The sequence below is a fragment of the Streptomyces sp. NPDC059443 genome (assembly GCF_042750105.1).
In the GTDB taxonomy this organism is placed as follows: Bacteria; Actinomycetota; Actinomycetes; order Streptomycetales; family Streptomycetaceae; genus Streptomyces.
The window spans coordinates 1-26800 of sequence record NZ_JBHYVM010000021.1; the positions used below are offsets into that span (position 1 = coordinate 1).

A 26800-nucleotide genomic window follows, 5' to 3' on the forward strand; every position below is an offset into this window, starting at 1 on the left:
AATCTCAGCCTCGCCGGCGTTTGAGGCGCGGGGTCTGGGGCGGAGCCCCAGGGAACGGTTACGGCCCGCCCGGGACGACGGACGCCCCCGGCGGGGCGACCGGGTGGGTCGCTCCGCCGGGGGCGGGGCCGTCGGGGGTCGGCGTCCCGGCGGCGGGGGGTCTGGGGAGGTCAGCCGCCCCGGGGGCCGGGGAAGGCGCCGGACCGGGCGGACGCGCCCGCCTCCTCGCGCGCCGGCTGCGGCGGGACCGAGCGGGCCGCCGGGATCGTGGGCAGCGGGCCCAGGGTCCGCGTCGTCGAACCCTCGGCCAGAGGCTCCCGCTCGCGCTCGACGGACTCGGAGCTCTGCGCCCGCCGGGCACCGTAGCGCCGGTGCACGGCCTGCTTGGTGACGCCGAGCGCCGAGCCGACCGCGTCCCACGAGAAGCCGAGCGAGCGGTCGAAGTCCACCGCGGCGGTGACCAGCGTCTCGACGCTGTCCCGCAGTTCTTGTGCGAGGCGGACGGTGGGCGCGGGAGCCCGGCCGTAGACGACGAAGCCCGTGGAGGGACCCGAGCGGCGCGGGCGGTATACGTTGCCGAGCTGGGCGGTGAGCGTACGCAGAGCATCCACCTGCCGGCGAACCCGCTCGATGTCCCGCACCAGGAGGTGCAGGCTGGCCCGTGCTTGGGCGTCGTGGGTGGCGTGGTCGGCCATGAAGAAGCCTCTCGAACCGGTGCTGAAGAGCGGATCGGGCCGCAGACACCGTTCTGTTTCGCGGCCCGTTTCGGTCAATCTCTCTTGACCAACGCGCCACCCGGCGGCCAGGTCACGCTATGGGGGCGTGTCGGCATATGCGAGGAGCGCGCGTGTGTGCGTACGCCCCCTCGCGGGAGTGCGGCAGCGCAGGTGGGGCGGTGTGGCGGGCAGACCATAGACTGGTGTGCTGCTGACAGCCGAGATAGCGAGGTAGACCCCAGTGAAGCTCGTCTTCGCAGGCACCCCCGAGGTCGCCGTGCCCGCCCTGGACGCCTTGATCGCCTCCGGGCGCCACGAGGTCGCCGCCGTCGTCACCCGGCCCGACGCACCGGCCGGCCGCGGCCGCCGCCTCGTCGCCAGCCCCGTCGCCGAGCGCGCCGAGGAGGCCGGCATCGAGGTCCTCAAGCCTGCCCGGCCGCGCGACCCGGAGTTCCAGGCCCGGCTGCGCGAGATCGGCCCGGACTGCTGCCCGGTCGTCGCGTACGGCGCGCTGATCCCCAAGAACGCCCTGGAGATCCCCGAGCACGGCTGGATCAACCTGCACTTCTCGCTGCTTCCCGCCTGGCGCGGGGCCGCGCCCGTCCAGCAGTCGATCATGGCGGGGGACCAGGTCACCGGCGCCTCCACCTTCCGGATCGAGGAGGGGCTGGACACCGGCCCCGTCTTCGGGATCCTCACCGAGGAGATCCGCCCCACCGACACCAGCGGCGACCTGCTGACCCGCCTCGCGTTCGCGGGCTCCGGGCTGCTGGTGGCCACCATGGACGGCATCGAGGACGGCACCCTTCGGGCCGTGGAGCAGCCCGCCGACGGGATCTCGCTCGCGCCGAAGATCACCGTCGAGGACGCACGGGTCGACTGGACGGCGCCCGCGATGCGCGCCGACCGGCTGGTGCGCGGCTGCACCCCGGCGCCGGGCGCGTGGACGGTCTTCCGGGGGGAGCGGCTCAAGCTGATCTCGGTCGGCCTGGTCACCGACCGGACGGACCTGAAGCCGGGCGACCTGAGCGCGGCCAAGAACAACGTCTACGTCGGCACCGGCTCGCACGCCGTGGAGCTGCTGTGGGTGCAGCCGCAGGGCAAGAAGCCGATGAAGGCCGCCGACTGGGCGCGCGGGGTGCGGATCGCTCCCGGCGAGCGCCTGGGCGGGTCCGACGTAGGCTGATTCGTGTCATCGCAGTAGTCGTCTTTTCGCTTCATCCTCAAAGCGTTACGTAACCCCGGAGCACCTTTCACGTGAGCGAACAGCCTCCTCGCCGACCGGCCGCCACCAAGGCCAACGGCAAGCCCGCCAAGCCCTACCGCCGGCCCCAGAAGGACCCCGTCCGGATGCTGGCCTTCGAGGTGCTGCGGGCGGTGGACGAGCGGGACGCGTACGCGAACCTCGTGCTGCCGCCGCTGCTGAAGAAGGCCCGCAAGGACGAGACCTTCCAGGCGCGGGACGCGGCGCTGGCCACCGAGCTGGTGTACGGGACGCTGCGCCGCCAGGGCACGTACGACGCGGTCATCAAGGCATGCATCGACCGGCCGCTGCGCGAGGTGGACCCGCCGGTCCTGGACGTGCTCTCGCTCGGCGCGCACCAGCTGCTCGGCACCCGCATCCCCACCCACGCGGCGGTGTCCGCGAGCGTGGAGCTGGCGCGGGTGGTGCTCGGCGACGGGCGCGCGAAGTTCGTGAACGCGGTGCTCCGGAAGATCTCCGCGCACGACCTGGACGGCTGGCTGGAGAAGGTGGCCCCGCCCTACGAGGACGACGCCGAAGAGCACCTGGCGGTGTACCACTCGCACCCCAGGTGGATCGTCACCGCGCTGTGGGACTCGCTGGGCGGCGGGCGGGCCGGTATCGAGGACCTGCTTGAGGCCGACAACGATCGGCCCGAGGTCACGCTGGTGGCACGCCCCGGGCGGTCCACCCAGGAGGAGCTGCTGGAGGCCGTCGGCGAGGACTCGGCGCTGCCGGGCCGCTGGTCCCCGTACGCGGTCCGGATGGCCGAGGGCGGCGAACCGGGCGCGCTGGAGGCCGTGCGCGAGGGCCGCGCCGGGGTCCAGGACGAAGGCAGCCAGCTGGTGGCGATGGCCCTGGCGGCCGTCCCGGTCGAGGGCCGCGACGAGCGCTGGCTCGACGGCTGCGCGGGCCCCGGCGGCAAGGCGGCCCTGCTGGCGGCACTGGCCGCCCAGCGCGGGGCGTTCCTGCTGGCCTCGGAGAAGCAGCCCCACCGGGCCCGGCTCGTCGAGCGGGCGCTGGCCGGCAACCCCGGCCCGTACCAGGTCATCACGGCGGACGGAACGCGCCCGCCGTGGCTGCCGGGCTCCTTCGACCGCGTCCTGATGGACGTGCCCTGCTCCGGGCTGGGCGCGCTGCGCCGCCGCCCGGAGGCGCGCTGGCGGCGCCGGCCGGAGGACCTGGAGAGCTTCGCACCGCTCCAGCGCGGCCTGCTGCGCGAGGCCCTGTCGGCGGTCCGTGTGGGCGGGGTCGTGGGCTACGCGACGTGCTCGCCGCATCTGGCGGAGACCCGGGTGGTCGTGGAGGACGTGCTGAAGGGGCGCGGTGCGGGCATGTCCCCGGTGTCCGCGGAACTGATCGACGCGCGGCCGTACATGCAGGAGGTGCCGGCGCTGGGCGACGGGCCGGACGTCCAGCTCTGGCCGCACCTGCACGGGACGGACGCGATGTACCTGGCGCTGATCAGGCGCACTGGATAGGGCGCGAGGCAGCGCACGGCGTAGCGGCGGGGCGGGCCGGGGCGGGGCCGCGGGGGGTGGCCGGTTCCCGTGCTCCCGCCGACTTCCGGGGTAGTGGCCGGAAGCCGTCTGCGGCATGGCACGCTTGGGGCATGGCCGTTCAGATCAATCCCAGCATCTTGTCCGCCGACTTCGCCAGGCTCGCCGAGGAGGCGAAGGCCGTCCAAGGGGCCGACTGGCTGCATGTCGACGTCATGGACAACCACTTCGTCCCGAACCTCACCCTCGGCATGCCGATCGTGGAGTCGCTGAGCCGCGCGACGGACATCCCGCTGGACCTGCACCTGATGATCGCGGACCCCGACCGGTGGGCCCCGCAGTACATCGAGGCCGGCGCCGGTTCCGTGACCTTCCACGCCGAGGCCGCGGCCGCGCCGGTGCGGCTGGCCCGGGAGATCCGGGCCAAGGGGGCGCGGGCGTCCATGGCGCTGAAGCCCGCGACGCCCATCGAGCAGTACGAGGACATCCTTCCCGAGCTCGACATGGTGCTGATCATGACGGTCGAGCCCGGCTTCGGCGGGCAGCCGTTCCTGGACATCATGCTGCCCAAGATCCGCCGCACCCGCGAGCTGATCTCCAAGCACGGTCTGGAGATGTGGCTCCAGGTCGACGGCGGGGTCTCGGCCACGACGATCGAGCGGTGCGCGGAGGCCGGCGCGGACGTGTTCGTCGCGGGCAGCGCGGTCTACGGAGCGGTCGATCCGGCAGCCGCCGTACGCACGCTGCGTGAGCAGGCGGGTGCGGCGATCGCCGCTGCGCCCTGGGCTTGCGACCACTGAGACAAGGCTTGGTGAACAGCTCGGTGAACGGGAGCTGTCCAGGCTGATCAACGGCCGTCGGATCTGACAGGATGAACGGCGAGTCGAGAGTGTGAACAGCAGTGAGGAGAACGCGGTGTCTGCAATGTCGGCGGGACGGTCAGCCCTGCGGATGGGACCCGCGGAGCTGGTGCAGGCGGCGGCCATGGCGCGCCGCTTCTACCTGGAGGGGAAGTCCAAGATCCAGATCGCCGAGGAGTTCGGCGTGAGCCGCTTCAAGGTGGCCCGGGTCCTGGAGACCGCTCTGGAGCGCGACCTCGTACGCATCGAGATCCGGGTACCGGCCGAGCTGGACGCGGAGCGCTCCGACGCTCTGCGCGCCCGGTACGGGCTGCGGCACGCCGTGGTCGTGGAATCCCCGGCGGACGCCACCGAGGACGCCCCGGACCCGGAGAACCTGGGCGCCGTGGCCGCTGATCTGCTGGGCGAGCTCGTCAACGAGGGCGACGTACTGGGCCTCGCGTGGGGCCGGTCGACCATCCACATGGCCGCCTCCCTGCACCGGCTGCCCCCCTGCACCGTCGTCCAGCTGACCGGCGTCTACGACGCCGGGACGGCCGAGCGCGGGTCCGTGGAGGCCGTACGCAGGGCCGCGCAGGTGTCGGGCGGGGACGCTCACCCCATCTACGCCCCGATGCTGCTGCCGGATCCGGCCACCGCGGCCGCCCTGCGCGGCCAGACGGGGATCGCGCGCGCCTTCGAGTACTTCGACAAGGTCACCGTCGCCGCCGTCTCGATCGGTTCGTGGGAGCCGGGGATCTCGACCGTCCACGACATGCTGAGCGACGAGGAGCGGGCGCACTACGCCTCGCTGGGCGTCGCCGCCGAGATGTCGGCCCACCTGTTCGACTCGGAGGGCCGCCGGGTCGGGCGGGACCTCGGCGAGCGCTGCATCACCGTGGAGGCCGACCGGCTGCGCCGGATCCCCGAGGTCGTGGCCATCGCCGGCGGCCTGCGCAAGGCCTCCGCGATCGGGGCGGTGCTGCGGTCGGGACTCGTGACCAGTCTGGTCACCGACACCGCCGTGGCGGACTACCTGCTGACGGAATCGCAGCCGGGTCTGCGCCCCGCCCTGGAGCGGGCCGACCCCGACGAGTGACCCCCGGCGAGTGACCCCCGGCGAACGTAGGGCCGTATTGGTCCGATTGTCCGGACGAATGGCGGTCAAACGCGGGCTCGCGATGTTCGCTGATGCGGATGGTGCCGTAATCGATATCCGAACGGCGGACCGTTCGACGGCCTGCTGGGCGCATACTGGGTGCAATGACAAAGTCAGCAGTACCTCGCCGCCATTTGCCGTCCAGCCCGTTCAAGGCCCCCGTGGAAGCGCCGCTCCGGCACTTCAGCGTCGGCGACCGGGTTACTCACGACGAGCACGGCCTCGGCCGTGTCGTCGCAGTAGAGGAGGGGATCGCTGTCCTCGTCGAATTCGGACCCGAGGTCCGGAAACGAATCCTGAGTCCCTACACCAAGATGGCCGCTCTCTGAAGCCAGCTCGCGATTCGCGGGAGAATCGGATATTTGGCACGATCGGTGCATGATCTTTCGGAACGTGCCCCGATCGTTGCTGCGTGTGCTGGGAGCCGTGCTCCTCTGCGCAGCACTCGTCGGTGCGGTGGGCTGCAGCGGGAAGAAACCCGCGCCTGCCGCCGCCAGTACGAGTACCCGTAGCAGTGCCGGTCCCAGTGCCGGTGTCGGAGCGGTCCCGAGTGGCTCCGGCGCGCCGACCGCCACGCCCGGATGGGCGAAGGGGATGGCGACGGTACGGGCTGACGCGCTGCCGCAGCAGGCCCGTGACGTGCTCGCGCTGATCGACAAGGGCGGGCCGTACCAGTACCGGCAGGACGGCACGGTCTTCGGGAACTTCGAGAAGGTCCTGCCCCAGAAGAAGCGTGGCTACTACCACGAGTTCACCGTGAAGACCCCCGGTGAGCGAGATCGCGGGGCCCGGCGGATCGTGACCGGTGAGGGCGGGGAGTTCTTCTACACGGACGACCACTACGAGACCTTCAAGGCGGTTCTCCGATGACCCCGGACCGGCAGCAGCAGCCCCTGGCCCCCGCCGTCGCCGCCGCCGAGGAGGCGGGGTGGGCGGTGCTGAGGCTGGACCTGGACGGGGTGCGGAGCAAGGCCGAGCTCATGCGGCGGTGCGGCGACGCGCTGGCGCTGCCGGAGTGGTTCGGCGGGAACTGGGACGCGCTGGCGGACTGCCTGATCGACCTGTCCTGGCTGCCGAAGGCGCCGGGACGGCTGCTGGCCGTGACCTCGTGGGGCGGGTACGCGGCGGCCCGGCCGGGGGACTGGGCGACCTTCGAGGACGTCCTGGAGCAGGCCGTGGACTTCTGGCGGGACTCGACCGAGTCCACGCTGACCGTGCTGCTCGCGGCGCCCGAGCCGAAACCCAGGCCGAAGCCGGGTCCGCCCAAGCGCTGAAACCCAAGCGCTGAAACCCGAGCACTGGAACCCGAGCACTGGAACCCGAGCACTGAGACCGTGAGGCAGGGGCCGGGCCCCTGCCTCACGGTGCTCACGGTGGTCAGCTCTTCGGGATCCAGGGCGGGGTCTGGCCCCAGGACCAGACGGGGATTTCGGCCGCGTCCACCGGGGGCGGGTTGGGGCCCGAGTAGATCAGGGCCATCCGGGTGCCCCACTCGATGTAGTACGAGAACACCGCGCGGAACTCCGGGTCGGTGGGCAGGCCCACCTCGTCGGCCGTGTCCATCAGCAGGTCCACCCAGCGGCGGCGCTGCCGTTCGGTGATACCGCGGCCCAGGTGCTTGGTGGCCATGTGCTGGTGGCCGCCGTGGGCCGCGGTGTACTCCTTCGGGCCGCCGAAGACCTCCGACAGCCAGACCGCGACGTGCTGGGGGTGCTCCGAGTCCATGCCGGCGAACACCGGGGCCAGGATCTCGTCTTGCAGGGCGTGGGCGTAGAACACGTCCGTGAGGCGGTTCATCGCCTCCGCCCCGCCCATCCACTCGTAGATGGTGGGAGTGGTGCCGGGTGTGGTGCTCATGACGGGTCGGCGGCCTTTCCGGGCCCGGCGATCCCGGTGACGAGGTAGTGCTGCATTTCCTCGATGGCCGTCACGTACGGGCGGATCGCGCTGAAGAAGGCCGGGAAGTGCTCGCCCTTGCGGAATCCGTTGAGGTGGGCGTCGACCGAGGTCCAGCGGATGCGGAGGATGTAGTGCTCCCGGTCGTTCTCCTCCTCGCAGCGGGCCAGTTCGTAGTCGATGCACTCCGGCGAGGCGGCCAGGGCCTCGGCGGCCTTGACGTACGCGCTCTCGAAGGCGGGCTGTTCGTCCAATGCGATCCGGTAGCGGATGTACTCGACGGTGGTGGTCATGTTGCTGGCCTCTCCCTGAGGTCGGGCGTTGATCGCCGCTGGTCTAGTGCCGGATCAGCGTGGCGTGATCATGCGCGGATGCGGAGCCCTTCGCGCGTTATGACTCAGACTTCTGGGAGTCGGTGACGTCCGGGCCCTCGGCGCGGACCTGCTGGACCCGGGCCAGGGAGTCGCGGAGCTCCGTCAGCCAGGGGTCGGTGTTGCGCCCGACCAGGCGGACGCACCAGGCCAGGGCGTCGGCGCGGCTGCGGGCGACCCCGCCCGCGACCAGGGTGTCGAGCACCTGGCGTTCGGACTGGCGCAGCCGGGTCATGACCGGGACCGCGAGGTGGGTGAAGACCGTCTTGTCCTCGCCCGACTGGACGGCCCAGGCGACCTTGCGGCGGTAGAGCTCCTCCGCCTCCCGGGCCACTTCGATGCGCTGTTCGCGGGTGCGTTCGCGGAAGGCCGCGACCGATTCGGCCGCGGGGATGGCGCCGAGGACGGTGATCTCCTCCCGGTCCACCGTGACCGAGAGGAGGGACTCGTAGATGTCCACCGGCAGGCGCTCGGCGAACCAGGCGCGAAGCTGTTCGTTCTGCTCGGATGTAATCATGTAATCAACGGTGCGTCCGGTGCGGTCTTGATCGCAAGGGCTCCGGCGCGCTCTCCGGCGGTGTTCGCTCTCAGCCCATCGAGCGGTAGCGGTGGATCAGCGAGACCGCCATGGCCCCCTCGCCCACGCCCGAGGCCACCCGCTTGACCGAGTGGGCCCGTACGTCACCTGCCGAGAAGACCCCGGGGACGCTCGTTTCGAGCGGGTACGGGGCGCGCTCCAGGCTCCACTCCGCCGGGAGCTCGCCGCCGTTGGAGATGAGGTCGGAGCCGGTGAGGACGAAGCCGAACTCGTCGCGCTCGACCACCCCGGCCAGCCAGTCAGTGTGCGGGCGGGCGCCGATGAAGGTGAACATGAAGCGCGCCGGGATCTCCTTGTCCTCGCCGGTGTCCGCGTGGTGCAGGGTCAGGCGTTCGAGGTGGTCCTCGCCGTCGAGGCGCACGACCGTGGTGCGGACCTTCACCTCGATGTTCGGGGTGCGCCCGATCTCGTCGATGAGGTACTGGGACATGCTCGCGTCCAGGGACCCGGCGCGCACCAGGATCGTCACCCGGGCCGCGTACTTCGCGAAGTGCACCGCCGCCTGGCCGGCCGAGTTGGCGCCGCCCACGATGAACACGTGCTGCGAGATGCACGCCGAGCTCTCGGTGGTCGCGGCCCCGTAGTAGAGCCCGGCGCCCTCGAAGCGGTCCGCGCCGGGGGCGTCCAGGCGGTTGTAGGAGACCCCGGTCGCCAGGAGCACCGTCTCGGCGCTGATCTCCGTACCGTCCGCCAGGGTCAGGATCTTCGCCGGGTCGTCCCGGGTCAGCGAGACCACCTCCACCGGGTGCAGGATCTCGGCGCCGAACCGGGCCGCCTGGATGGTGGCGCGGCGGGTCAGGTCGCCGCCGGAGAGGCCGGAGGGGAAGCCGAGGTAGTTCTCGATCAGGCTGGAGGTGCCGGCCTGGCCGCCCGGGGCGCGGGAGTCCAGCATCAGGGTGGACAGCCCCTCGGACGCCGAGTAGACGCCGGCCGCGAGGCCCGCCGGGCCCGCCCCGACGATGACGCACTCGTAGTGCGGGCGGGAGGCGGTGGTGGCCAGGCCGAGGCGCTGGGCGAGCTCGGTGTCGGTCGGCGCGGAGAGCACCGAACCGTCCGGGAAGCGGACCAGCGGGAGCGCCGCGCCGGCCTGGGCGGCGGCGATCACGGTGAGCGCTTCCGGGTCCCGCTCCACGTTGAGGAAGCGGAACGGCTGGCCGTTGCGGGTGAAGAAGTCCCGGACGGCGTGGGTGCCGGGGGAGACCAGGTGGCCCGCGACGATGATCCCGTCGTACGCCGGGCGGTAGGTGGCCAGCCAGTCCGAGAGCAGGTCGTCCAGGACGGGGAAGAGCCGCTCGTGCGGCGGGTCCCACGGTTTGAGCAGGTAGTAGTCCAGGCGGACCCGGTTGATGGCGGTGATGGCCGCGTCCGTCTCCGCGTACGCCGTCAGCAGGACCCGGCGGGCGTCCGGGAAGCGGGAGACGGCTTCGAGGAGGAACTCGACGCCGGTGACGTCGGGCATCCGCTGGTCCACGAGGAAGAGCGCCGGGTCGTGGCCGCGTTCGTCGAGGGAGTCCAGGATCTTGAGGGCGTCGGCGGCGGAGGAGGCGCCGAGCACCCGGTAGCGGTCGCCGTACGCGCTGCGCAGGTCCCGGCGGACGGCGCGCAGGACCTGCGGGTCGTCGTCCACGGCCAGGATGACGGGCTTACGGTTCTCCGCGCGCTCGGCGGCGGCCGCCGCCGCCGGCGCCGTCGCGGTCGGGGCCGCTCCCGCCGCGCCCGCCGGGGCCGTGGTGGGAGCGGCGGCGTTCTCCGGGGCCGCGCTCACGCCGCGTCCAGCATGAGCTTGTCGGCGTAGCACCAGGCCCAGTCCTCGCCGGGCTCGTGGGAGGCCGCGATGGGGTGCCCGGTGGTCCCGTAGTGCCGGGTGGCGTGACGGTTCTTCGAGGAATCGCAGCACCCGACGTGCCCGCAGCTCAGGCACATCCGCAGGTGCACCCAGGTGTCCCCGGAGACGAGGCACTCCTCGCAGCCCTCGGTGCCGGGTTTCACCGGACGTATCTGATCGATGTGTGTGCACAGCAGATCCACGGTCATCGTCCCCGTCCCTCTCTCGCGCTCCCGCGCTCTCGCGCTTCGCGCCCGTGATTGCAGTGCGCCCGTGATTCACGACGCGTCCAGACCATAGGGCGGGGCCCCGGCGGGGGTTCAGCGATTCGGCCGAAGTCAGGTAGTCCGGAAGGTACTTCATGACATCGGCGGAAGACTTCCTGAGGTGCCCCCATGACCTGGGCGACTACCTCACGAAGTCGCACACCGGCGCTTTGACGGGAACCCCGGTCGCGGCCAGTGTGGGGGACGCCAACGACAACAGGCGGCGCCTGGAGGAATCCGTGAGCAGAAAGATTCTGGTCATTGTCTCCGAACACGGTTACTGGGCCGAGGAACTGATCGGCCCCGTATCCAAGTTCGACGAACAGGGCTATGAAGTCGTATTCGCCACGCCGACCGGAAAGCGCGCCCACGCGCTTCCGCCGAGCCTCGACGCGAACTACATCGATCCTCCACTGGGACGCTCGGTCACCACCGAGGAGAACGCCCGGCTGGGCCGGGAGTTCGAGCAGTCGAGCCGGCTCGACTCCCCCCTCGACATCGAAGCGTGGGCGCCCGAGCGCCCGTACACGAGCGACGAGGGATATCTGCGCAAGCTGGAGCAGTACCACCGCGATCTGAACAAGCTCCAGGCCGACATCGCCGGTTACGACGCGATCCTCATCGTCGGCGGCAGCGGACCCATCGCCGACCTCGCCAACAACGAGCGCGTGCACGCCCTGATCCTGGCCTTCAAGAACGCCGGCAAGGTCGTGGCGGCCGAGTGCTACGGGGTCGCCTGCCTGGCCTTCGCCCGCGACTGGGGCGACCGCCGCAGCATCATCTGGGGCAAGCACGTGACCGGCCACTGCAAGGAGTACGACTACAAGGACGGCACCGGATTCCTCGGCACCGACTTCAACATGGGGCCGCCGCCGTACCCGCTGGAGTACATCCTGCGCGATGCGACCGGACCGCGCGGGGCGTACCACGGGAATTTCGGCCACCCGCTGTCGGTGATCGTCGACTTCCCGTTCGTGACCGGCCGTTCCACCCCCGATTCCTATCTGACGGGGCAGAAGATCGTGGAAACCCTGGAAAACGGTCTCACCCGGTACGGCTGGTAATTCCGAAGCGTCCCGGCAACGCATGGGAATATGAGGGGGAGTTCGATGAGTTCCGGAGCCACTCCCGGACGGGAAAGGCTGATCGACCAGTTCAAGGCAGACGGCCTGAACATCATGTTCGGAAATCCGGGGACGGTGGAACAGGGATTCCTCGACGCGGTCGACGCGGCGGCGGACTTCCAGTACGTCCTCGCCCTCCAGGAGACCGTGGCCGCCGGCATCGCCGACGGCTACGCCCGGGCCACCGGCGGCGCGGCCCTGCTCCAGCTCCACTCCGGGGTGGGGCTGGGCAACGGGATCGGCATGCTCTACCAGTCTCTGCGCGGCCACACCCCGCTCGTGGTCATCGCGGGCGACGCCGGGGTCCGTTACGACGCCATGGACGCGCAGATGGCCTCCGATCTGGTGGCCATGGCGAAGCCGGTGACCAAGTACGCGACCCGGGTCACCGACCGGCACTCGGTGCTGCGCACCATCCGCCGGGCGGTGAAGATCGCCCTGACCCCGCCGCGCGGCCCGGTGTTCGTGGCGCTGCCGATGGACGTACTGGACGAGCTGAACTCCGAGCCCGTGGTGCCCGCCACGACGGTGCTCACGGACGTGGCGCCCTCGCCGGCCTCGGTGGGGCGGGCGGCCGAGCTGCTCGCCCGCGCCGAGCGGCCGGTCGTCCTCATCGGGGACGGGGTCGCGCTCTCCGGGGCGCAGGCCGAACTGGCCGCCGTGGCCGAGCTGTTGGGCGCGGACGTGTACGAGGTCGACTCCTCCGAGGTGAACATCGCGGCCTCGCACCCGCTGCGCCGCGGCCAGACGGGCCACATGTTCGGCCCGCACAGCAAGGAGCTGATCGGGAACGCGGACGGGGTGTTGATCGTCGGCACCTATGTCTTCCCCGAGGTGTTCCCGGAGCTGGAGAGCCCCTTCCGGGCGGGTGCGAAGGTCGTGCACATCGACCTGAACGCCTACGAGATCGCCAAGAACCACCCGGTGGACCTCGGGCTCGCCGCCGACCCCAAACAGGCGCTGCGCGCGCTGGCCGGCGTACTGGAGCACCTGCTCACCCCCGGACAGCGGGCGGCGGCCGCCGGGCGGCTGGACGCGCGGACCCGGGAGCGGGCGCGCGCGGGCCTCACGGCCGACGGGGACACCGACGGATCGCCGATGGCGGTTTTCCTGCGGACCCTGGCCGAGCGCACCGGCGGGGACCTGATCGTCTTCGACGAGGCGCTGACCACCTCCCCGCTGGTCACCAAGTACCTGCCGCCGGAGCGGCCGGGCGACTACCACCTCACCCGGGGCGGCTCGCTCGGGGTGGGCTTCCCGGGCGCGGTCGGCGTCAAGCTCGCCCGCCCGGACCGGCTCGTCGTCGGCTTCGCGGGTGACGGCGGGTCGATGTACACCTACCAGGCGCTGTGGACCGCGGCCCGGCACGGCATCGAGGCCAAGTTCGTGGTCTGCAACAACCGCAAGTACCGGCTGCTGGACGACAACATCGCCCAGTACTGGCGGGAGCGGGAGATCCCCGAGCACGGCTTCCCGGGCTCCTTCGACCTCTCGCACCCCGAGATCGACTTCGCGGCGCTGGCCCGCTCGCTCGGAGCGGGCGGGATGCGGGTGGAGAAGCCGGACGAGGCGGTCGCCGCCGTGGGCCGGATGCTCGCCCACCCCGGACCGTTCCTGGTCGACGTACAGCTCTGAGCAGCTCTGAACTGAGCTGATCCGAGCAGATCAGTACAGCCCCTACGGATCCGAACACCACACCACGGACAGGAGGAGACCGCATGCCCGCCGAGCGGCTGACCGAGGACGCGATCCGCGCCTTCGCCGACAACTGGTACGTGGCCCTGGACCAGCACCTTCCGCCGGACCAGGTGCTCGCCCTCATCACCGAGGACCTGGAGTTCAAGGTCCCCGAGGACACCTTCCTCGGCCACCAGGGCTTCGGCCGCTGGTACGAGGCGGTCACCCACCGCTTCTTCGACGAGGTGCACACGGTCACGAAGGTGGAGCCCGTCATCGAGGGCGACCGGGCCCTCGTACGGGTCCTCGTCAACTGGCAGGCCAAGATCTGGGACCCGCCGGCCGCCCGCAGCCGGTGGCTCGGCTTCGACGCCGACCAGACCTGGACGGTGGTCGCCGGCCCCGACGGACCCCTGATCCAGCAGTACACCGTCAACGAACTGGCGCCCATGCCCGGTTCCGCCTCCCTCTGACGGCCAGACCGCCAGACCGCCTGACGCAGCGCAGCCGAAGGAGAAGCGACGATGACCGAAGTGACACGGGAGCGGGTCGAGGCGGCGTACCGCGCCCTCGGTTCCGGCGACCGGGCCAGGATCCTGGAGTACTACGCGGAGGACCTGCGCTGGCAGGTCCCCGGCAACCACCCGCTCGCCGGCTGGTACGAGAGCCTGGACGCCTTCCTGGAACTGATGGGCCAGACCCACAAGCTCACGGGCGGCACCTTCCGCATGGACCTGGAAGCGGTCCTCGTCGGCGAGGACTGCAGCGCGGACGTCTGCCGCAACTTCGCTCTGCGCGGCGGCGCGGACGAGTCGAGCGGCTCCCCGTACGAGCGGATGGACTACCAGGTCTTCCATTTCATGCGCTGGCGGGACGGCCGGATCGTCGAGGGCCACGACGGGCTGTTCGGCGACTCGGCCACGGCCTTCAGCCAGTTCTGGGCGCCCTTCGCGCCGGACGGAACCCGCAGGGACCGATAGGGGGATGTGTGCCATGGACGCGCGGCAGATCTTGCAGAAGTACTACGAGTACGCCAACTCCGGTGACTGGGACCGCTGGTGCGATCTCTTCGCCGAGGACCAGGTCATGGACGAGCAGCTGGCCGGCCACATCGAGGGCCTGGAACTGCTGCGGTCGATGATGAAGGGCATGGGCGCGATGTACCGGGTCTTCCGGAACGAGCCCGTGCACTTCCTCGTGGACGGGGAGAAGGCCGCGGCCGTCTCCCACCTGACCGCGGTCACCCCCGAGGGGAAGAACATCGAGGCCGAGGTCATGAACTTCTTCCGGATCGTGGACGGAAAGATCGCCTACATGGCGAACTTCCACGACACCGTTCCCTTCCAGGTGCTCGGCCAGGGCTGAGGGGGCGCGTGATGGCCGTAGACGAGTACGACTACATCGTGGTGGGATCCGGCACCGCGGGCAGTGTCCTGGCGAGCCGTCTCTCCGAGGACCCGGACGTCACCGTCCTGGTCCTGGAGGCCGGCGCGGGACGCATCCCGCCCGAGGTGGACGATCCGTCCTCCTGGTACAAGCTGCTCGGCGGGCCCGTCGACTGGGGCTACACCAGCGTCCCGCAGCCCGGACTGGACGGGCGCCGCACGTACGAACCGCGCGGCAAGGCCCCCGGCGGCAGCAGCAACCTCTACATCATGATGCACATCCGGGGCCACGCCTCGGACTTCGACAACTGGGCCTACCAGGGCGCGGCGGGCTGGGCGTACGAGGACGTGCTGCCCTACTTCGCCCTGCTGGAGGGCCAGGAGGACGTCACCGCCGCCACCACCGGCACCCGCGGCCCGCAGCGGATCACCCACGCGGGCCGGCACGGCCCCAACCCGGTCTCCCGAGCCTTCATCGACGCGGCCGTCGAACTCGGCCACGAGGAGATCGCCGACTTCAACACCGACGGCCCGCGGCGCGGGCTCTTCGGCACCGGCTGGCACCACATCGACGTGGCCGACGGCCGCCGACAGGGCGTCCTCGCCTCCTACCTGGAGCCGGCCCTGGACCGCTCGAACCTGACCCTGCGCACCAGCGCGCAGAGCACCCGGCTGCTCTTCGACGGGGACACCTGCACGGGGGTCGAGTACGTACAGCTCTTACCGCCCGCCGAGATCCCGGGGCGGACCGTGCGCGACGGCCACAGCACGCCGGCCGGGCCCGGGCTGCACACCGTACGGGCCCGCCGTGAGGTGATCGTGGCCGCCGGGGCGATCGAGTCGCCGAAGCTGCTGCTGCTCTCCGGGATCGGGCAGCCCGAGCAGCTGCGCGAGCACGGGATCCGGACGGTCGCGGCCCTGCCCGGGGTCGGCGAGAACTTCCACAACCACGTACTGACCGGGCTGATGGCCGAGGTCAACCAGGAACTCCCGCCCCCCGCACAGAACTTGTCGGAGAGCGCGCTGTTCCTCTCCTCCCGGCCCGGGCTGCCCGCGCCGGACCTGCAGATCGCCTTCGTGCACGTGCCGTTCGACGTGATCGTCGGGCGGGACCACCCCGACACGGTGTCCATCCTGCCGGGTGTCGTACGTCCGGTCTCGCGCGGCTGGATCAAGCTGGCGAGCGCCGATCCGCTGGCCCACCCGCTGATCAACCCGAACTACCTGGGCGACCGCTGGGACCTGGAGCGGATGGTGCAGGGGGTCAAGCTCGCCCGGGAGATCTTCGCGACCTCCGCCTTCTCGCCCTGGTACAAGCAGGAGCTCCAGCCCGGACCCGGCTACCTGTCCGACGAGGACCTTCGCACCTTCGTGAAGCAGAAGTCGGAGAGCTACCACCACCAGGCCGGCTCCTGCCGCATGGGCATCGACGACCTCGCGGTCGTCGACCCCGAACTGCGGGTGCACGGCGTACGGAACCTGCGGGTGGTGGACGCGAGCGTGATACCGGCCGTCCCGTCGGGCAACTGCCACACCGCCATCGCCATGATCGCCGAACGCGCCGCGGACTTCCTCCGCGGCCTGGACAGGGGGGCATCCGGTGCCTGACGCCGTACTGCGCGAGGGCGCGCTCTCCGGGACCCGGATAGCGGTCCTGGTCGAGAGCGACTTCTACGAGCCGGAGATCTTCTACTACCAGCACCGGTTCGCCGAGGAGGGCGCCGAGGTCGACTTCCTGACCCGGCTGTGGGGCAACGACTCCATCACCTTCTCCGGACACGAGTACCGGGCGCCGTTCACCGCCGAGAAGTCCCTGGAGGGGCTGAGCGACGAGGACCTGCGCCGGTACGCGGCGATCATCGTGCCCTCGGGCATGGTGGCCGACCGGCTGCGCTACACCGAGGACGTGGACGTACTGGCCCCGGCGACGGAGCTGCTGCGCCGGGCCTTCGAGGAGCCGACGGTCCTCAAGGGGATCATCTGCCACGGCATGTGGCTGGCCGCCTCGATCCCGGGCAAGGTGCGCGGCCGCAAGGTCGTCTGCCACAACAACCTCATCGGCGACGTCCGCAACATGGGCGCCGAGTACGTGGACGAGGACGTGGTGGTCGACGGCGACCTGGTCACCGGCCGCACCGGCGCCCACCACCACCTGTTCGCCCGCCGGATCATCGAGCTGATCGCGGCCGGGCGGGGTGCGCGGGGGGCCGGCTGATGCCGGGCCCGATGGTGTGGTCGCACGTGGGCCTGAACTGCGCCGACCAGAAGACCACCGAGGAGTTCTACACCCGGTACTTCGGCTTCTCCCGGGCCCGGGTGGTCGACCTGGGGGAGTCGCGGATCATCTTCCTGCGCCAGGGCGAGGTGTACCTGGAGCTCTTCGCGGCCGGCACCGACCCGGCCCGCCCGGCGCACGAGGACGGGCCGCAGGCCCCGGGGCGGATGCGCCACCTGGCTTTCCAGACCGACAGCGTGGACGCGTTCCTGGCGCAGCTGGGCGACGCGGCCGAAGTGACCCTGGGGCCGCTGGACTTCGACGATTTCATCTGCGGGTGGCGGACCGTGTGGGTCCGCGATCCCGACGGGGTGATCGTCGAGGTCAGCCAGGGGTTCGAGGACGACAGCTCCCACGACAAGGACGGTGTATGACATGGCGGATGCCGTGAGCTTCTCCTTCTCCGACACGATCGCCGGCTACGTCACCCGCTTCGACTCCGGGTCGCGCAACCTGCGCCTGAAGACCTCGGACGGCCGCGAGTTCGACGTATCGCTGGCCGGCGACCCCAGCGCGGAGCTGGTCCGCAACCTGGACGAGCCGTACATCGACGCCTCCGGGCACATCGACGAGATGCTCTCGCCGGGCCGGTTCCTCTACGTCTACGGGGTCCACTACCCCGAGCACGGCGGCCGCTTCGAGGCCAAGCGCCTGGTGTTCCTGGGCCGCGGGGCCGAGGACTACCGCTTCGAGGAGACCGGCTGGTGGGTCAAGCAGATCGAGTCCCTGGCCGACTTCTACAAGCGGGCGCAGTTCGGCGACGGGCCGGTGGACTTCGCCCAGTACCGCACCGAGATCCGGCTCGGCGGGGACAAGACCGCCAGTCATGTCCAGGAGACCGACACGATCTCCCGGCTGGTCTACGGCATGGCCTCGGCCTACCTGCTGACCGGCAAGGACGAGTACCTGGAGGTCGCCGAGCGCGGCACCGAGTACCTGCGCAAGCACATGCGGGTCGTGGACAGCGAGGAGGACGTGGTCTTCTGGTACCACGGCATCAGCGTCGACGGGGACAGCGAACGCAAGCTGTTCACCTCGGAGTTCTCCGACGACTACGACGCGATCCCGATGTACGAGCAGATCTACGCGCTGGCCGGGCCGATCCAGACCTACCGGGTCACCGGTGACGTCCGGATCAAGAACGACGCGGACGCCACCATCCGGCTGTTCGACAAGTTCTTCAAGGACCCGGAGCAGGGCGGCTACTACTCGCACATCGACCCGATCCTCTTCAGCGCCGACCACGAGTCCCTCGGGGAGAACGCGGAGCGCAAGAACTGGAACTCGGTCGGCGACCACGCGCCCGCGTACCTGATCAACCTGTACCTGGCGACCGGCGAGCAGCGCTACGCCGACTTCCTGGAGTACACCTTCGACACGATCGCGGACAAGTTCCCGGACTACAAGAACAGCCCCTTCGTCCAGGAGCGCTTCTTCCGCGACTGGTCGCACGACACCGCGCACAGCTGGCAGCAGAACCGCGCGGTCGTCGGCCACAACCTCAAGATCGCCTGGAACCTGATGCGGATGAACTCGCTGAAGGCCAAGCCGGCCTACGAACAGCTCGCCCGCAAGATCGGCGAGATCATGCCGGCCGTCGGTAGCGACGTACAGCGCGGCGGCTGGTACGACGTGGTGGAGCGGGTCAAGTCCGGGGACGAGGAGACGTATCGTTTCGCCTGGCACGACCGCAAGGCCTGGTGGCAGCAGGAGCAGGCGATCCTCGCCTACCTCATCCTGAACGGCACCGTCGGCGGCGACGAGTTCCTGCGCGAGGCCCGGCAGGCGCAGTCCTTCTACAACACCTTCTTCCTCGACCACGACGAGGGAGCCGTCTACTTCAACGTGCTCGCCAGCGGTACCCCGTACCTGCTCGGCACGGAGCGGCTCAAGGGCAGCCACTCGATGTCCATGTACCACTCGGCGGAGCTCTGCTACCTCTCCGCCGTCTACAACAACCTGCTCGTCAACGGCCGGGAGATGGACTTCCACTTCCAGCCCGACCCGACGAACCTGCCCGACCGCGTGCTGCGCGTCTCGCCCGACCTGCTGCCCGCCGGCTCGGTGCGCATCGCGTCCGTCGAGATCGACGAGAAGCCGTACGAGGAGTTCGACGCGGAGGAGCTGACCGTCCACCTGCCCGACGTACAGGGCCGGGTCAAGGTCAAGGTCCGGCTGCGCCCGACCGGTAAATAGCGCCAACGGGGGCGCCCCACTGAAGAGGGGAAAGCAATGACCCTGAACGTGAAGGAACGCCGCAACAAGGCGGGTACCGTGCTCGTCGCCACCGGCGAGATCAACAGCGAGACCTCCGGATCCCTGCTCCAGACCCTGCTGCCGCTGGTCCGCGAGGGCCGGCCGCTGCGCATCGACCTGACGGCCGTCACCTACGTCTCCAGCGCGGGGCTGCGCACCCTGCTCGTCGTCTACCGCGAGGCCCAACACGCCGGGGTCGCCGTCACCCTCTACGGGGTGAGCGAGGAAGTCCGGTTCGTCATGTCGGCCACCGGCTTCCTCGACTTCTTCTCCGCCGGAGAGGCCGAGGCGGCCGCCGCCAAGGCCGCAGCGAAGGCCGCGCGATGACCGAGCCGGCGCCCGAACAGACCCTGCGCGTCGACGCGTACCCGACCCACGAGGTGGGCGGGTACCGCGTCCGCGCCGGCAAGCCCTTCCCCTTCGGGGCCAACGTGGTCCCCGGCGGGGTCAGCTTCTCCGTCTTCTCCGACCAGGCCACCTCCATGACCCTGGTCATCTACAAGCGCGGCGAGCCCGAGCCGACGGCCGAACTGGAGTTCCCCCAGGAATTCCGGACCGGCAGCGTCTTCGCCATGACCGTCTTCGGCCTCGACCACGAGAACATCGAGTACGGGTACCGGGCCGACGGCCCCTACGACCCCGTCACCGGCCACCGCTTCGACGCCCGCCAGGTCCTCTCCGACCCCTACGCCCGGCTGATCGCCGGCCGCGACGTCTGGGGCGTGGAACCGGACCGCAGCCGCGGCTACCAGTACCGCTCCCGCGTCTGCCTCCAGGACTTCGACTGGGGCGACGACACCCCGCTGGGCATCCCCGCCGAGGACCTCGTCGTCTACGAGACCCACGTGCGCGGGTTCACCCGGCACCCCTCCTCGCGCGTCACCGCCCCGGGCACCTTCGCCGGACTGCGCGAGAAGATCCCGTACCTCAAGGAGCTCGGGATCAACTGCATCGAGCTGCTGCCGGTGTTCGAGTTCGACGAGAGCGACAACCCGCGCTCCAACCCGGAGACGGGCGAGAAGCTCTTCGACTACTGGGGCTACAACACCATCTCCTTCTTCGCGCCCAAGGCCGGCTACGCGGCCACCGGACGCTACGGAATGCAGGGCGACGAGTTCCGCACCCTGATCAAGGACCTGCACGCGGCCGGCATCGAGGTCATCCTCGACGTCGTCTTCAACCACACGGCCGAGGGCAACGAGCAGGGCCCCACCATCTCCTTCAAGGGGCTCGACAACGCCACGTACTACATGCTCACGCCCGAGGGGTACTACTTCAACTTCAGCGGCACCGGCAACACCGTCAACTGCAACCACCCCGTCGTGCGCAACTACGTGCTCGACTGCCTGCGCCACTGGGTCGCCGACTACCACGTCGACGGCTTCCGCTTCGACCTCGCGGCCATCCTCGGCCGGGACCTGGACGGCACGCCGCTGCCCAACCCGCCGCTGCTGGAACTGCTCGCCTACGACCCCGTCCTGCGGCACACCAAGCTCATCGCCGAGGCCTGGGACGCGGGCGGCCTCTACGAGGTCGGCAACTTCCCGGCGTACGGCCGCTGGGCGGAGTGGAACGGCAAGTACCGCGACACCGTACGCAGCTTCCTCAAGGGCGACCCCGGGATCACCGGAGACCTCGCCACCAGGATCGCCGGCTCGCCCGACCTGTACTCCAGCCGCGGAACCTCGGCCTCGGTCAACTTCCTGACCGCGCACGACGGTTTCAGCCTGGCCGACCTCGTCTCCTACAACGACAAGCACAACGAGGCCAACGGCGAGGGCAACAACGACGGCGGCAACGACAACGCCAGCTGGAACTGCGGCGCGGAAGGGCCGACCGACGACCCCGAGATCAACGCGCTGCGGCTGCGCCAGATGAAGAACGCCCTGGCCATCCTCTTCACCAGCCAGGGCGTCCCGATGCTGCTGTCCGGCGACGAGGTGGCACGCACCCAGCAGGGCAACAACAACACGTACTGCCAGGACAACGAGTTGAGCTGGTTCGACTGGGACCAGGTCGACGAGAACTCCGAACTGCTCAGATTCACCCGGGAGATGATCGCCTTCCGCAAGCACCACCGAGAGCTGCGCTCCACCGCCCACCCCACCGGCGAGCTCAGGGACAGCCTCGGGCTGCCCGACATCAGCTGGCACGGGGAGCGGGCCTGGCAGCCCGACTGGTCGCCGGACAGCCGGCTGCTGGCGGTGGCCCGCTGCGGAACCGGCGACGACGACGTGGTGTACGTGGCCATGAACTCCCACTGGGAACCGCACGACCTGGAACTGCCCGCGCTGCCGCACGGGCGCAGCTGGCACCTCTTCGCGGACACCGGGGCCCAGGCCCCGTACGACATCCGCACCCCCGGCGGCGAACTCGAACTGGAGAACGCCGGCAAGTACCTGATCGGTCCGCGCTCGGTCGTGATCCTGGTCGGCCGCACGCCCGACGCGGAGCTCTAGAGCGAGCTCCGGCCAGCCCACGCGAACCCGTACGTCCGAAGGAGACCTGACATGCCGCTTTCCGTGTCCCTGAGCATCGAGGGCGACACCACCGTGATCGAGCTGGCGGGCGAACTGGACGCCAAGACCGCGCCGGACTTCCACCAGACCATCGAGAAGGCCGCCGGGCACGGCACCAGCACCGTCGAGATCAGGATGGCCGGCGTCGGCTACATGGCCAGCGCCGGACTGCGCTCCCTGGTCTTCGCCCAGCAGAAGGTGGCGGACCACGTCACCATCAAGGTGGTCGGCGCCATCGAGCCCGTCTCCCGGACCATCCGGACGGCCGGGCTCGACCGCAGCATCGTGCTCTCCGATGACTGAGACCGACCGGGACCGATGACCTCGGGTCCGGTGGACGACGTGGTCAGGGCGGCGCGGACGCCCGCGGAGCTGGAAGTGCCGGCCTCGCTGGCGGCACTGGGCGCCATCGCCTCGTTCGTCCTGCGGCTGGCGGCGGGAGCGGGCCTGGACAAGGGCTCCGCGTACCGGATCCGGCTGGCCGTGGACGAGCTGGCCACGAACGTCGTGATGCACGGATACCGGGGCGGCGACGGGCGGATCACCGTCCGCGGCCGCTCCGGGCCGGGCCGGGTGCAGATCTCCATAGAGGACTCCGCGCCGGCCTTCGACCCCGCCCAGGGGCGACTGCCGCCCGATCCGGGGACCGCCCCGGAGCGGCGCCGGATCGGCGGGCTCGGCATCCACCTGGCACTGACCAGCGTGGACGAGTTCGACTACGTACGCAGGGACGGCCGCAACATCAGCACGCTGACAGTGATGGCTGAGGGGACGGACCCATGCCCTCCACGACCGTGATCATCCTCGACGAGTACCCGCCACCGCCCATCGAACTGCTCGACGCGCTCGGGGACATGGGGGCGGAGCTCGTCCCGCGCAACCTGCCCGAACTGCTGGCCGGGCCACTGGAGGAACTGCCCGAAGCCGATGTGCTGCTCGTCCCCGCCGAGGCGGACGGGGAGTCGGTGCGAACGGCCGTGCGCAGACTGCGCCGCTGGGCCGGCGCCCCCATCGTGGTCGTCTGGACCGTGACGGGGTTCGCCGCCCTGGAGGAACACGTCCGGCTCGGCCACGACTACCTCGTACCGCCCTTCCTGCCCTCCCTCGTCGGGGCCCGGCTGCACAGCTGCTCGGAGCGCGCCGGACTCGGCCGCACCCTGCGCGAGGCCGACGCCCGCGCCGAACTCATGGGCTACGAGAAGGAGTTGGAGATCGGCCGGGAGATCCAGGCCGGCTTCCTGCCCGAATCGCTGCCCGTCCCCGACGGCTGGGAGATCGACGTACGGTTCCGGCCCGCCCGGCAGGTCGCCGGGGACTTCTACGACGTCTTCGAGCTCTCCCGCGGCCGCCGGCTCGCCTTCGTCGTCGCCGACGTCTGCGACAAGGGGGTCGGCGCCGCGCTCTTCATGGCACTCATCCGCTCCCTGCTGCGGCACACCGCCGAGAACAGCGGGCTCCAGCACCTGGTGGCCGCGGGCCGCACCGGCAACAGCCGGCGCATCCCGGTCGTCGGCGCCACCCCGCTGCTCAACGCGGTCACCGCCACCAACGGCTACCTCACCCGCAACCACCTGCGGCAGGGCTACTTCGCCACGCTCTTCTTCGGAGTGCTCGACCCGCTCACCGGGTCCCTGGTCTACATCAACGGCGGTCACAACCCGCCGCTGCTGCTGGCCGCCGACGGCGGGGAACCGCTCGCCCTGGAGGTCACCGGACCCGCCGTCGGGGTGCTCCCCGACTGCGTGTACACGCTCGGCTACGCCCAGTTGAACCCCGGCGACACCCTCTTCGTGTTCACCGACGGAGTGCCCGAGGCGCGCTGCCCCAACGGCAGCTTCCTCGGCGACGAGCGGATGCTGGAGCTGCTCTCCGGCCCCCCGGTGAGCGGCAGGGAGGTGGTCGACCGGATGGACACGGCCGTACGCGAACACACCGGAACAGCCGAACAGCACGACGACGTCACCATGCTGGCCCTGCACCGGCCACGTGCGGCGCGGGGGCCGCACGGGCACCGGCCGGCGGTGGCCTGATGACCCGGATCATCGTGGTGCACTCGTACCGCGGCGGTACCGGGAAGTCCTCGGTGCTGGCGAACCTGGCCCTGCTCATCGCGGGGGAGGGGCGCCGGGTGGGGGTGATCGACACCGACATCCAGTCGCCCACCCTGGACCTGCTCTTCCGGCTCGGCCCCGGCCCCTCGCTGGCCGACTACCTGCTCGGGCGGTGCGAGATCGAGGCCGCCGCCCAGGAGGTTTTGCCCGGGCTGTACGTCGTACCGGCCCGGACCGGGACGGCCGCGCTGCGCGAGCTCATGACCACCGGCTACGACGTCGGGCTGCTTCCCGAGGGCTTCGACCGGCTGGCCGGACACCACGCCCTCGACGTCCTGCTCCTGGACACCCACGCCGGGCTCAACAACGAGTCGGTCACCGCCATGGCGAGCGCCGACGTACTGATGATCATGGCGCGGGCCGACCGGATCGACCTCCTCGGGGTCGAGGAGACCATCGCCCTGACCGGCCGGCTCGCCTGCCGCCGGACCCTGGTGATGAGCATGGCCCCCGAGGGCATCGACCGGGAGGCGGCCCGGCGGCGTGCCGAGGACGTCTACTGCACCCCCCTGGCCGGAATCCTGCCCTATGTGCCGGAAATGGCCGCGCTGTACGGCGAACGCATATTCGCAGAAGCCCATCCCGACCACCCCCTGGTCGGTGAATTCCGCACCATCATCTCGGCGTTGGACGCACGTGACGAAGTATCGCGGGCCTGACGTCACCCCCTTACGCCCCTAGCCGGGGGGCGTGTTGAATCGGCAGCGAATCCAGACCAAGGAGAGAGTCATGAAGATTCTCGTCGTCATGACGGCCAAGGCCACGCTTCATCTGCTGGACGGGGAACAGCACCCCTCGGGATTCTGGGCCGAGGAATTCGCCGTGCCCTTTTCCCTCTTCAAGGCCGCCGGGCACACCGTGGACGTGGCCACGATCGCGGGCCGCGCTCCGACGGTCGACCAGACCAGCATCGACCCCCAGTTCCTGCGCTGGGTCCGCCCGGAGGGCTCGCCGGACGAGGACGCCGCCAACGCGGCCGAGTACGTACGGGTCATCGAGGACACCCCGCAGCTGAGAAGCCCGATCGCCCTGGAGACCCTGGGCGAGAAGGACATCGCGGACTACGACGGCATCTACATCAGCGGCGGTCACGGGGCCATCGGCGACCTGCCCAAGTCCGACGAGCTCGCCCAGATCCTGCGCTGGGCCATCGCCCAGGACAAGCCGCTCGCCACCGTCTGCCACGGCCACACCGCACTGCTCGCGCTGCGCGACGGCGAGGGCCGCTGGCCCTTCGAGGGCTACCGGATGACGGCCTTCTCGCACAGCGAGGAGCTGGTCACCAACATGGCGGGGCGCCTCCCGCTGATCCTGGAGGCCGAACTCACCCGGCTCGGCGCCCGCTACGAGAAGGCCGAGGCGATCTGGGACTCGCACGTGGTCGTGGACCGCAGGCTCACCACCGGCCAGAACCCCTACTCCTCCCGGGCTCTCGCCGAAACCTTCCTGACCCAGCTCCCGCAGGGCTAGCCGGACCGCCCTGCCCCCGTACACCGACACCGGAAGGCAGCCCTCAGTCATGACCGAGCGCGCGATCAGCGACCAGCCCTTGGCCAACCCCGGGAAACTGTTCATCGGCGGCAAGTGGGTCTCGGCCCAGGACGGCCGTACCGAAGCGGACATCAGCCCCGTGGACGGCCGGGAGATCGTACCGGTGGCCCAGGCGGCCGCCGCCGACGCGGACGCGGCCGTGGCCGCTGCCCGCCGGGCGTTCGAGGAAGGTCCCTGGAGCAGACTCTCCGCACAGGAGCGCGCGCTGCGGCTGAACCGGGTCGGTGAGCTCATCGAGCGCGATCTGGAGGAGATCGCCATGCTGGAGACGGTGGACATGGGCAAGCCGTTCGCCTTCTCCTCCACGGTCGACGCCCCCATGGCCGCGCAGCTCATGCACTACTACGCCGGCGCCGTGACCCGGGTGGACGGCTCCTCCCGGGCCCCGGCCGGCGGGCAGCTCGCCTACACCCTGCGCGAGCCGGTGGGCGTGGTGTGCGCCATCACCCCGTTCAACTTCCCGCTGCTGCTGTCCATGACGAAGATCGCCCCGGCCCTCGCGGCCGGGAACACGGTCGTCCACAAGCCCTCGCCCGCCACCCCGCTGACCGCCCTGAAGATCGCCGAGCTGTTCCAGGAGGCGGAGATCCCGGACGGGGTACTCAACGTCATCACCGGTCCGGGCGTGGAACTGGGCGAGACCCTCACCGACCACCCGGGCATCGACAAGATCGCCTTCACCGGCTCCACCGCGGTCGGCCAGTCGATCATCCGGAAGTCGGCCGGCACCCTGAAGAAGGTGACGATGGAGCTCGGCGGCAAGTCCGCCAACATCATCTTCGCCGATGCCGACCTCGACGCCGCCGAGGAACTGGCCTTCTTCGGCATCTACTACAACAAGGGCGAGATCTGCACCGCCGGCTCCCGGCTGCTGCTCCAGCGCCCCATCCACGACGAGATGGTCGAGCGGCTCGTCACCCGGGCCGCCGCCCTCAAGCCGGGCGACCCGCGCGACCCGGCGACCCTCTTCGGACCGCTCGCCCACCGGGGCCAGTTCGACAAGGTCAGCTCGTACATCGAGATCGGCGAGAAGGAAGGCGCCGTCCTGCGCACGGGCGGCACCGGCTGGACCCCCGAAGGGGCCTCGGTCGAAGGCCTGTACTTCCTGCCGACCGTGTTCACGGGCGTGGACAACGGCATGCGGATCGCCCAGGAGGAGATCTTCGGCCCGGTCCTGTCGATCATCCCCTTCGACACCGAGGCGGACGCCGTACGCATCGCGAACGACAGCGCGTACGGACTCGCCGCCGGGGTCCACACCAAGGACCTGCGCCGCGCCCACCGCGTCGCCTCGCAGATCAAGGCCGGGACGGTCTGGGTCAATTGCTACAACCAGTACGACCCCTCCGTGCCCTACGGCGGCTACAAGGCCTCCGGGTACGGGCGCGAGTGCGGCCCCGAATCCCTGGAGAGCTACACCCAGACCAAGTCGGTCTGGATCGGCATGGACTGACCTGGGGCGCACCGTCCCGGAACCTACCTGAGGAGCC

At 70.5% G+C, this 26800-nt stretch carries 30 protein-coding genes; 24 read left to right on the forward strand and 6 right to left on the reverse strand.

Annotation, left to right across the window (positions count from 1 at the left end; all coding sequences use genetic code 11):
* Positions 1–170: 170 nt before the first annotated feature.
* Positions 171–695, reverse strand: coding sequence for a hypothetical protein (locus ACFXDJ_RS20710; RefSeq protein WP_384663797.1), 525 nt, complete (start codon positions 693–695; stop codon positions 171–173).
* 262 nt (positions 696–957) lie between these two features.
* Between ACFXDJ_RS20710 and fmt the strand changes: the two genes are divergently transcribed.
* From fmt to ACFXDJ_RS20745, 7 genes are all read left to right on the forward strand, one after another.
* Positions 958–1902 carry a methionyl-tRNA formyltransferase gene (fmt, locus tag ACFXDJ_RS20715; protein WP_384663799.1) on the forward strand — a complete coding sequence of 315 codons (945 nt, stop codon included), beginning with the start codon at positions 958–960 and terminating at the stop codon, positions 1900–1902.
* 71 nt (positions 1903–1973) lie between these two features.
* Complete coding sequence (locus ACFXDJ_RS20720; protein WP_384663801.1) at positions 1974–3440, forward strand: RsmB/NOP family class I SAM-dependent RNA methyltransferase; 1467 nt, start codon at positions 1974–1976, stop codon at positions 3438–3440.
* Between the two features lie 131 nt (positions 3441–3571).
* Positions 3572–4258 carry a ribulose-phosphate 3-epimerase gene (gene rpe, locus ACFXDJ_RS20725; RefSeq protein WP_384849864.1) on the forward strand — a complete coding sequence of 229 codons (687 nt, stop codon included), beginning with the start codon at positions 3572–3574 and terminating at the stop codon, positions 4256–4258.
* Positions 4259–4382: 124 nt separating this feature from the next.
* On the forward strand, positions 4383–5396 hold the full coding sequence (locus ACFXDJ_RS20730; protein WP_384662911.1) for a sugar-binding transcriptional regulator: 1014 nt from the start codon (positions 4383–4385) through the stop codon (positions 5394–5396).
* Between the two features lie 164 nt (positions 5397–5560).
* Entirely contained in the window at positions 5561–5785 is a 225-nt protein-coding gene (locus ACFXDJ_RS20735; protein WP_112452447.1) for a hypothetical protein, read from the forward strand.
* A 49-nt stretch (positions 5786–5834) separates the two neighbouring features.
* Positions 5835–6326 (forward strand): ribonuclease domain-containing protein, encoded by a 492-nt coding sequence (locus tag ACFXDJ_RS20740; protein WP_384662894.1) that lies wholly within the window; start codon positions 5835–5837, stop codon positions 6324–6326.
* Positions 6323–6730 (forward strand): barstar family protein, encoded by a 408-nt coding sequence (locus ACFXDJ_RS20745; protein ID WP_384849867.1) that lies wholly within the window; start codon positions 6323–6325, stop codon positions 6728–6730. The genes ACFXDJ_RS20740 and ACFXDJ_RS20745 overlap by 4 nt, the downstream gene beginning before the upstream one ends.
* Before the next feature lie 103 nt (positions 6731–6833).
* Here ACFXDJ_RS20745 and ACFXDJ_RS20750 read toward each other — a convergent pair whose 3' ends face one another.
* The 5 genes from ACFXDJ_RS20750 to ACFXDJ_RS20770 all read right to left on the reverse strand — a co-directional run bounded on the left by ACFXDJ_RS20750 (position 6834) and on the right by ACFXDJ_RS20770 (position 10355).
* On the reverse strand, positions 6834–7313 hold the full coding sequence (locus tag ACFXDJ_RS20750) for a group II truncated hemoglobin (RefSeq protein ID WP_384662897.1): 480 nt from the start codon (positions 7311–7313) through the stop codon (positions 6834–6836).
* Positions 7310–7645: a putative quinol monooxygenase gene (locus ACFXDJ_RS20755; protein ID WP_384662900.1), complete on the reverse strand. Its 336-nt coding sequence runs from the start codon at positions 7643–7645 to the stop codon at positions 7310–7312. Before ACFXDJ_RS20755 ends, ACFXDJ_RS20750 begins: the two co-directional genes overlap by 4 nt.
* A 97-nt stretch (positions 7646–7742) precedes the next feature.
* Positions 7743–8240 carry a hypothetical protein gene (locus tag ACFXDJ_RS20760; protein ID WP_384662903.1) on the reverse strand — a complete coding sequence of 166 codons (498 nt, stop codon included), beginning with the start codon at positions 8238–8240 and terminating at the stop codon, positions 7743–7745.
* A gap of 70 nt (positions 8241–8310) precedes the next feature.
* The gene (locus tag ACFXDJ_RS20765) at positions 8311–9954 is read right to left on the reverse strand and encodes an FAD-dependent oxidoreductase (protein ID WP_384662913.1); all 1644 of its coding nucleotides are present in this window, start codon (positions 9952–9954) and stop codon (positions 8311–8313) included.
* Between the two features lie 128 nt (positions 9955–10082).
* Entirely contained in the window at positions 10083–10355 is a 273-nt protein-coding gene (locus ACFXDJ_RS20770; RefSeq protein WP_384662906.1) for a UBP-type zinc finger domain-containing protein, read from the reverse strand.
* A 296-nt stretch (positions 10356–10651) separates the two neighbouring features.
* Between ACFXDJ_RS20770 and ACFXDJ_RS20775 the strand changes: the two genes are divergently transcribed.
* The 17 genes from ACFXDJ_RS20775 to ACFXDJ_RS20855 all read left to right on the forward strand — a co-directional run bounded on the left by ACFXDJ_RS20775 (position 10652) and on the right by ACFXDJ_RS20855 (position 26763).
* Entirely contained in the window at positions 10652–11476 is an 825-nt protein-coding gene (locus ACFXDJ_RS20775) for a type 1 glutamine amidotransferase domain-containing protein (protein ID WP_384849871.1), read from the forward strand.
* A gap of 45 nt (positions 11477–11521) precedes the next feature.
* Positions 11522–13171: a thiamine pyrophosphate-binding protein gene (locus tag ACFXDJ_RS20780; RefSeq protein WP_384657771.1), complete on the forward strand. Its 1650-nt coding sequence runs from the start codon at positions 11522–11524 to the stop codon at positions 13169–13171.
* 83 nt (positions 13172–13254) lie between these two features.
* Positions 13255–13686, forward strand: a complete 432-nt coding sequence (locus ACFXDJ_RS20785) for a nuclear transport factor 2 family protein (protein WP_384657773.1) — start codon at positions 13255–13257, stop codon at positions 13684–13686.
* Positions 13687–13737: 51 nt separating this feature from the next.
* Positions 13738–14193 (forward strand): nuclear transport factor 2 family protein, encoded by a 456-nt coding sequence (locus ACFXDJ_RS20790; RefSeq protein ID WP_384657775.1) that lies wholly within the window; start codon positions 13738–13740, stop codon positions 14191–14193.
* 13 nt (positions 14194–14206) lie between these two features.
* Positions 14207–14578: a nuclear transport factor 2 family protein gene (locus tag ACFXDJ_RS20795; RefSeq protein WP_384657777.1), complete on the forward strand. Its 372-nt coding sequence runs from the start codon at positions 14207–14209 to the stop codon at positions 14576–14578.
* A gap of 11 nt (positions 14579–14589) precedes the next feature.
* Positions 14590–16206, forward strand: a complete 1617-nt coding sequence (locus ACFXDJ_RS20800) for a GMC family oxidoreductase (RefSeq protein ID WP_384657780.1) — start codon at positions 14590–14592, stop codon at positions 16204–16206.
* Complete coding sequence (locus ACFXDJ_RS20805) at positions 16199–16813, forward strand: DJ-1/PfpI family protein (protein WP_384657783.1); 615 nt, start codon at positions 16199–16201, stop codon at positions 16811–16813. The genes ACFXDJ_RS20800 and ACFXDJ_RS20805 overlap by 8 nt, the downstream gene beginning before the upstream one ends.
* Positions 16813–17247, forward strand: a complete 435-nt coding sequence (locus ACFXDJ_RS20810) for a VOC family protein (RefSeq protein WP_384657786.1) — start codon at positions 16813–16815, stop codon at positions 17245–17247. The genes ACFXDJ_RS20805 and ACFXDJ_RS20810 overlap by 1 nt, the downstream gene beginning before the upstream one ends.
* 1 nt (position 17248) lies before the next feature.
* Positions 17249–19069 (forward strand): AGE family epimerase/isomerase, encoded by a 1821-nt coding sequence (locus ACFXDJ_RS20815; protein WP_384657788.1) that lies wholly within the window; start codon positions 17249–17251, stop codon positions 19067–19069.
* 36 nt (positions 19070–19105) lie between these two features.
* Complete coding sequence (locus tag ACFXDJ_RS20820) at positions 19106–19456, forward strand: STAS domain-containing protein (protein ID WP_384657791.1); 351 nt, start codon at positions 19106–19108, stop codon at positions 19454–19456.
* Complete coding sequence (gene glgX, locus ACFXDJ_RS20825) at positions 19453–21588, forward strand: glycogen debranching protein GlgX (protein WP_384657793.1); 2136 nt, start codon at positions 19453–19455, stop codon at positions 21586–21588. The genes ACFXDJ_RS20820 and glgX overlap by 4 nt, the downstream gene beginning before the upstream one ends.
* A 51-nt stretch (positions 21589–21639) precedes the next feature.
* Positions 21640–21951 carry an STAS domain-containing protein gene (locus ACFXDJ_RS20830; RefSeq protein WP_330295371.1) on the forward strand — a complete coding sequence of 104 codons (312 nt, stop codon included), beginning with the start codon at positions 21640–21642 and terminating at the stop codon, positions 21949–21951.
* Positions 21952–21966: 15 nt separating this feature from the next.
* Positions 21967–22446: an ATP-binding protein gene (locus ACFXDJ_RS20835; RefSeq protein ID WP_384657797.1), complete on the forward strand. Its 480-nt coding sequence runs from the start codon at positions 21967–21969 to the stop codon at positions 22444–22446.
* Complete coding sequence (locus tag ACFXDJ_RS20840) at positions 22428–23678, forward strand: PP2C family protein-serine/threonine phosphatase (protein ID WP_384657799.1); 1251 nt, start codon at positions 22428–22430, stop codon at positions 23676–23678. The genes ACFXDJ_RS20835 and ACFXDJ_RS20840 overlap by 19 nt, the downstream gene beginning before the upstream one ends.
* Positions 23678–24418 carry a MinD/ParA family protein gene (locus ACFXDJ_RS20845; protein WP_384657802.1) on the forward strand — a complete coding sequence of 247 codons (741 nt, stop codon included), beginning with the start codon at positions 23678–23680 and terminating at the stop codon, positions 24416–24418. The genes ACFXDJ_RS20840 and ACFXDJ_RS20845 overlap by 1 nt, the downstream gene beginning before the upstream one ends.
* Positions 24419–24488: 70 nt before the next feature.
* Positions 24489–25229 carry a type 1 glutamine amidotransferase domain-containing protein gene (locus ACFXDJ_RS20850; RefSeq protein ID WP_384657805.1) on the forward strand — a complete coding sequence of 247 codons (741 nt, stop codon included), beginning with the start codon at positions 24489–24491 and terminating at the stop codon, positions 25227–25229.
* A 49-nt stretch (positions 25230–25278) separates the two neighbouring features.
* Positions 25279–26763: an aldehyde dehydrogenase family protein gene (locus tag ACFXDJ_RS20855; protein ID WP_384657807.1), complete on the forward strand. Its 1485-nt coding sequence runs from the start codon at positions 25279–25281 to the stop codon at positions 26761–26763.
* The last annotated feature ends 37 nt before the right edge of the window (positions 26764–26800 follow it).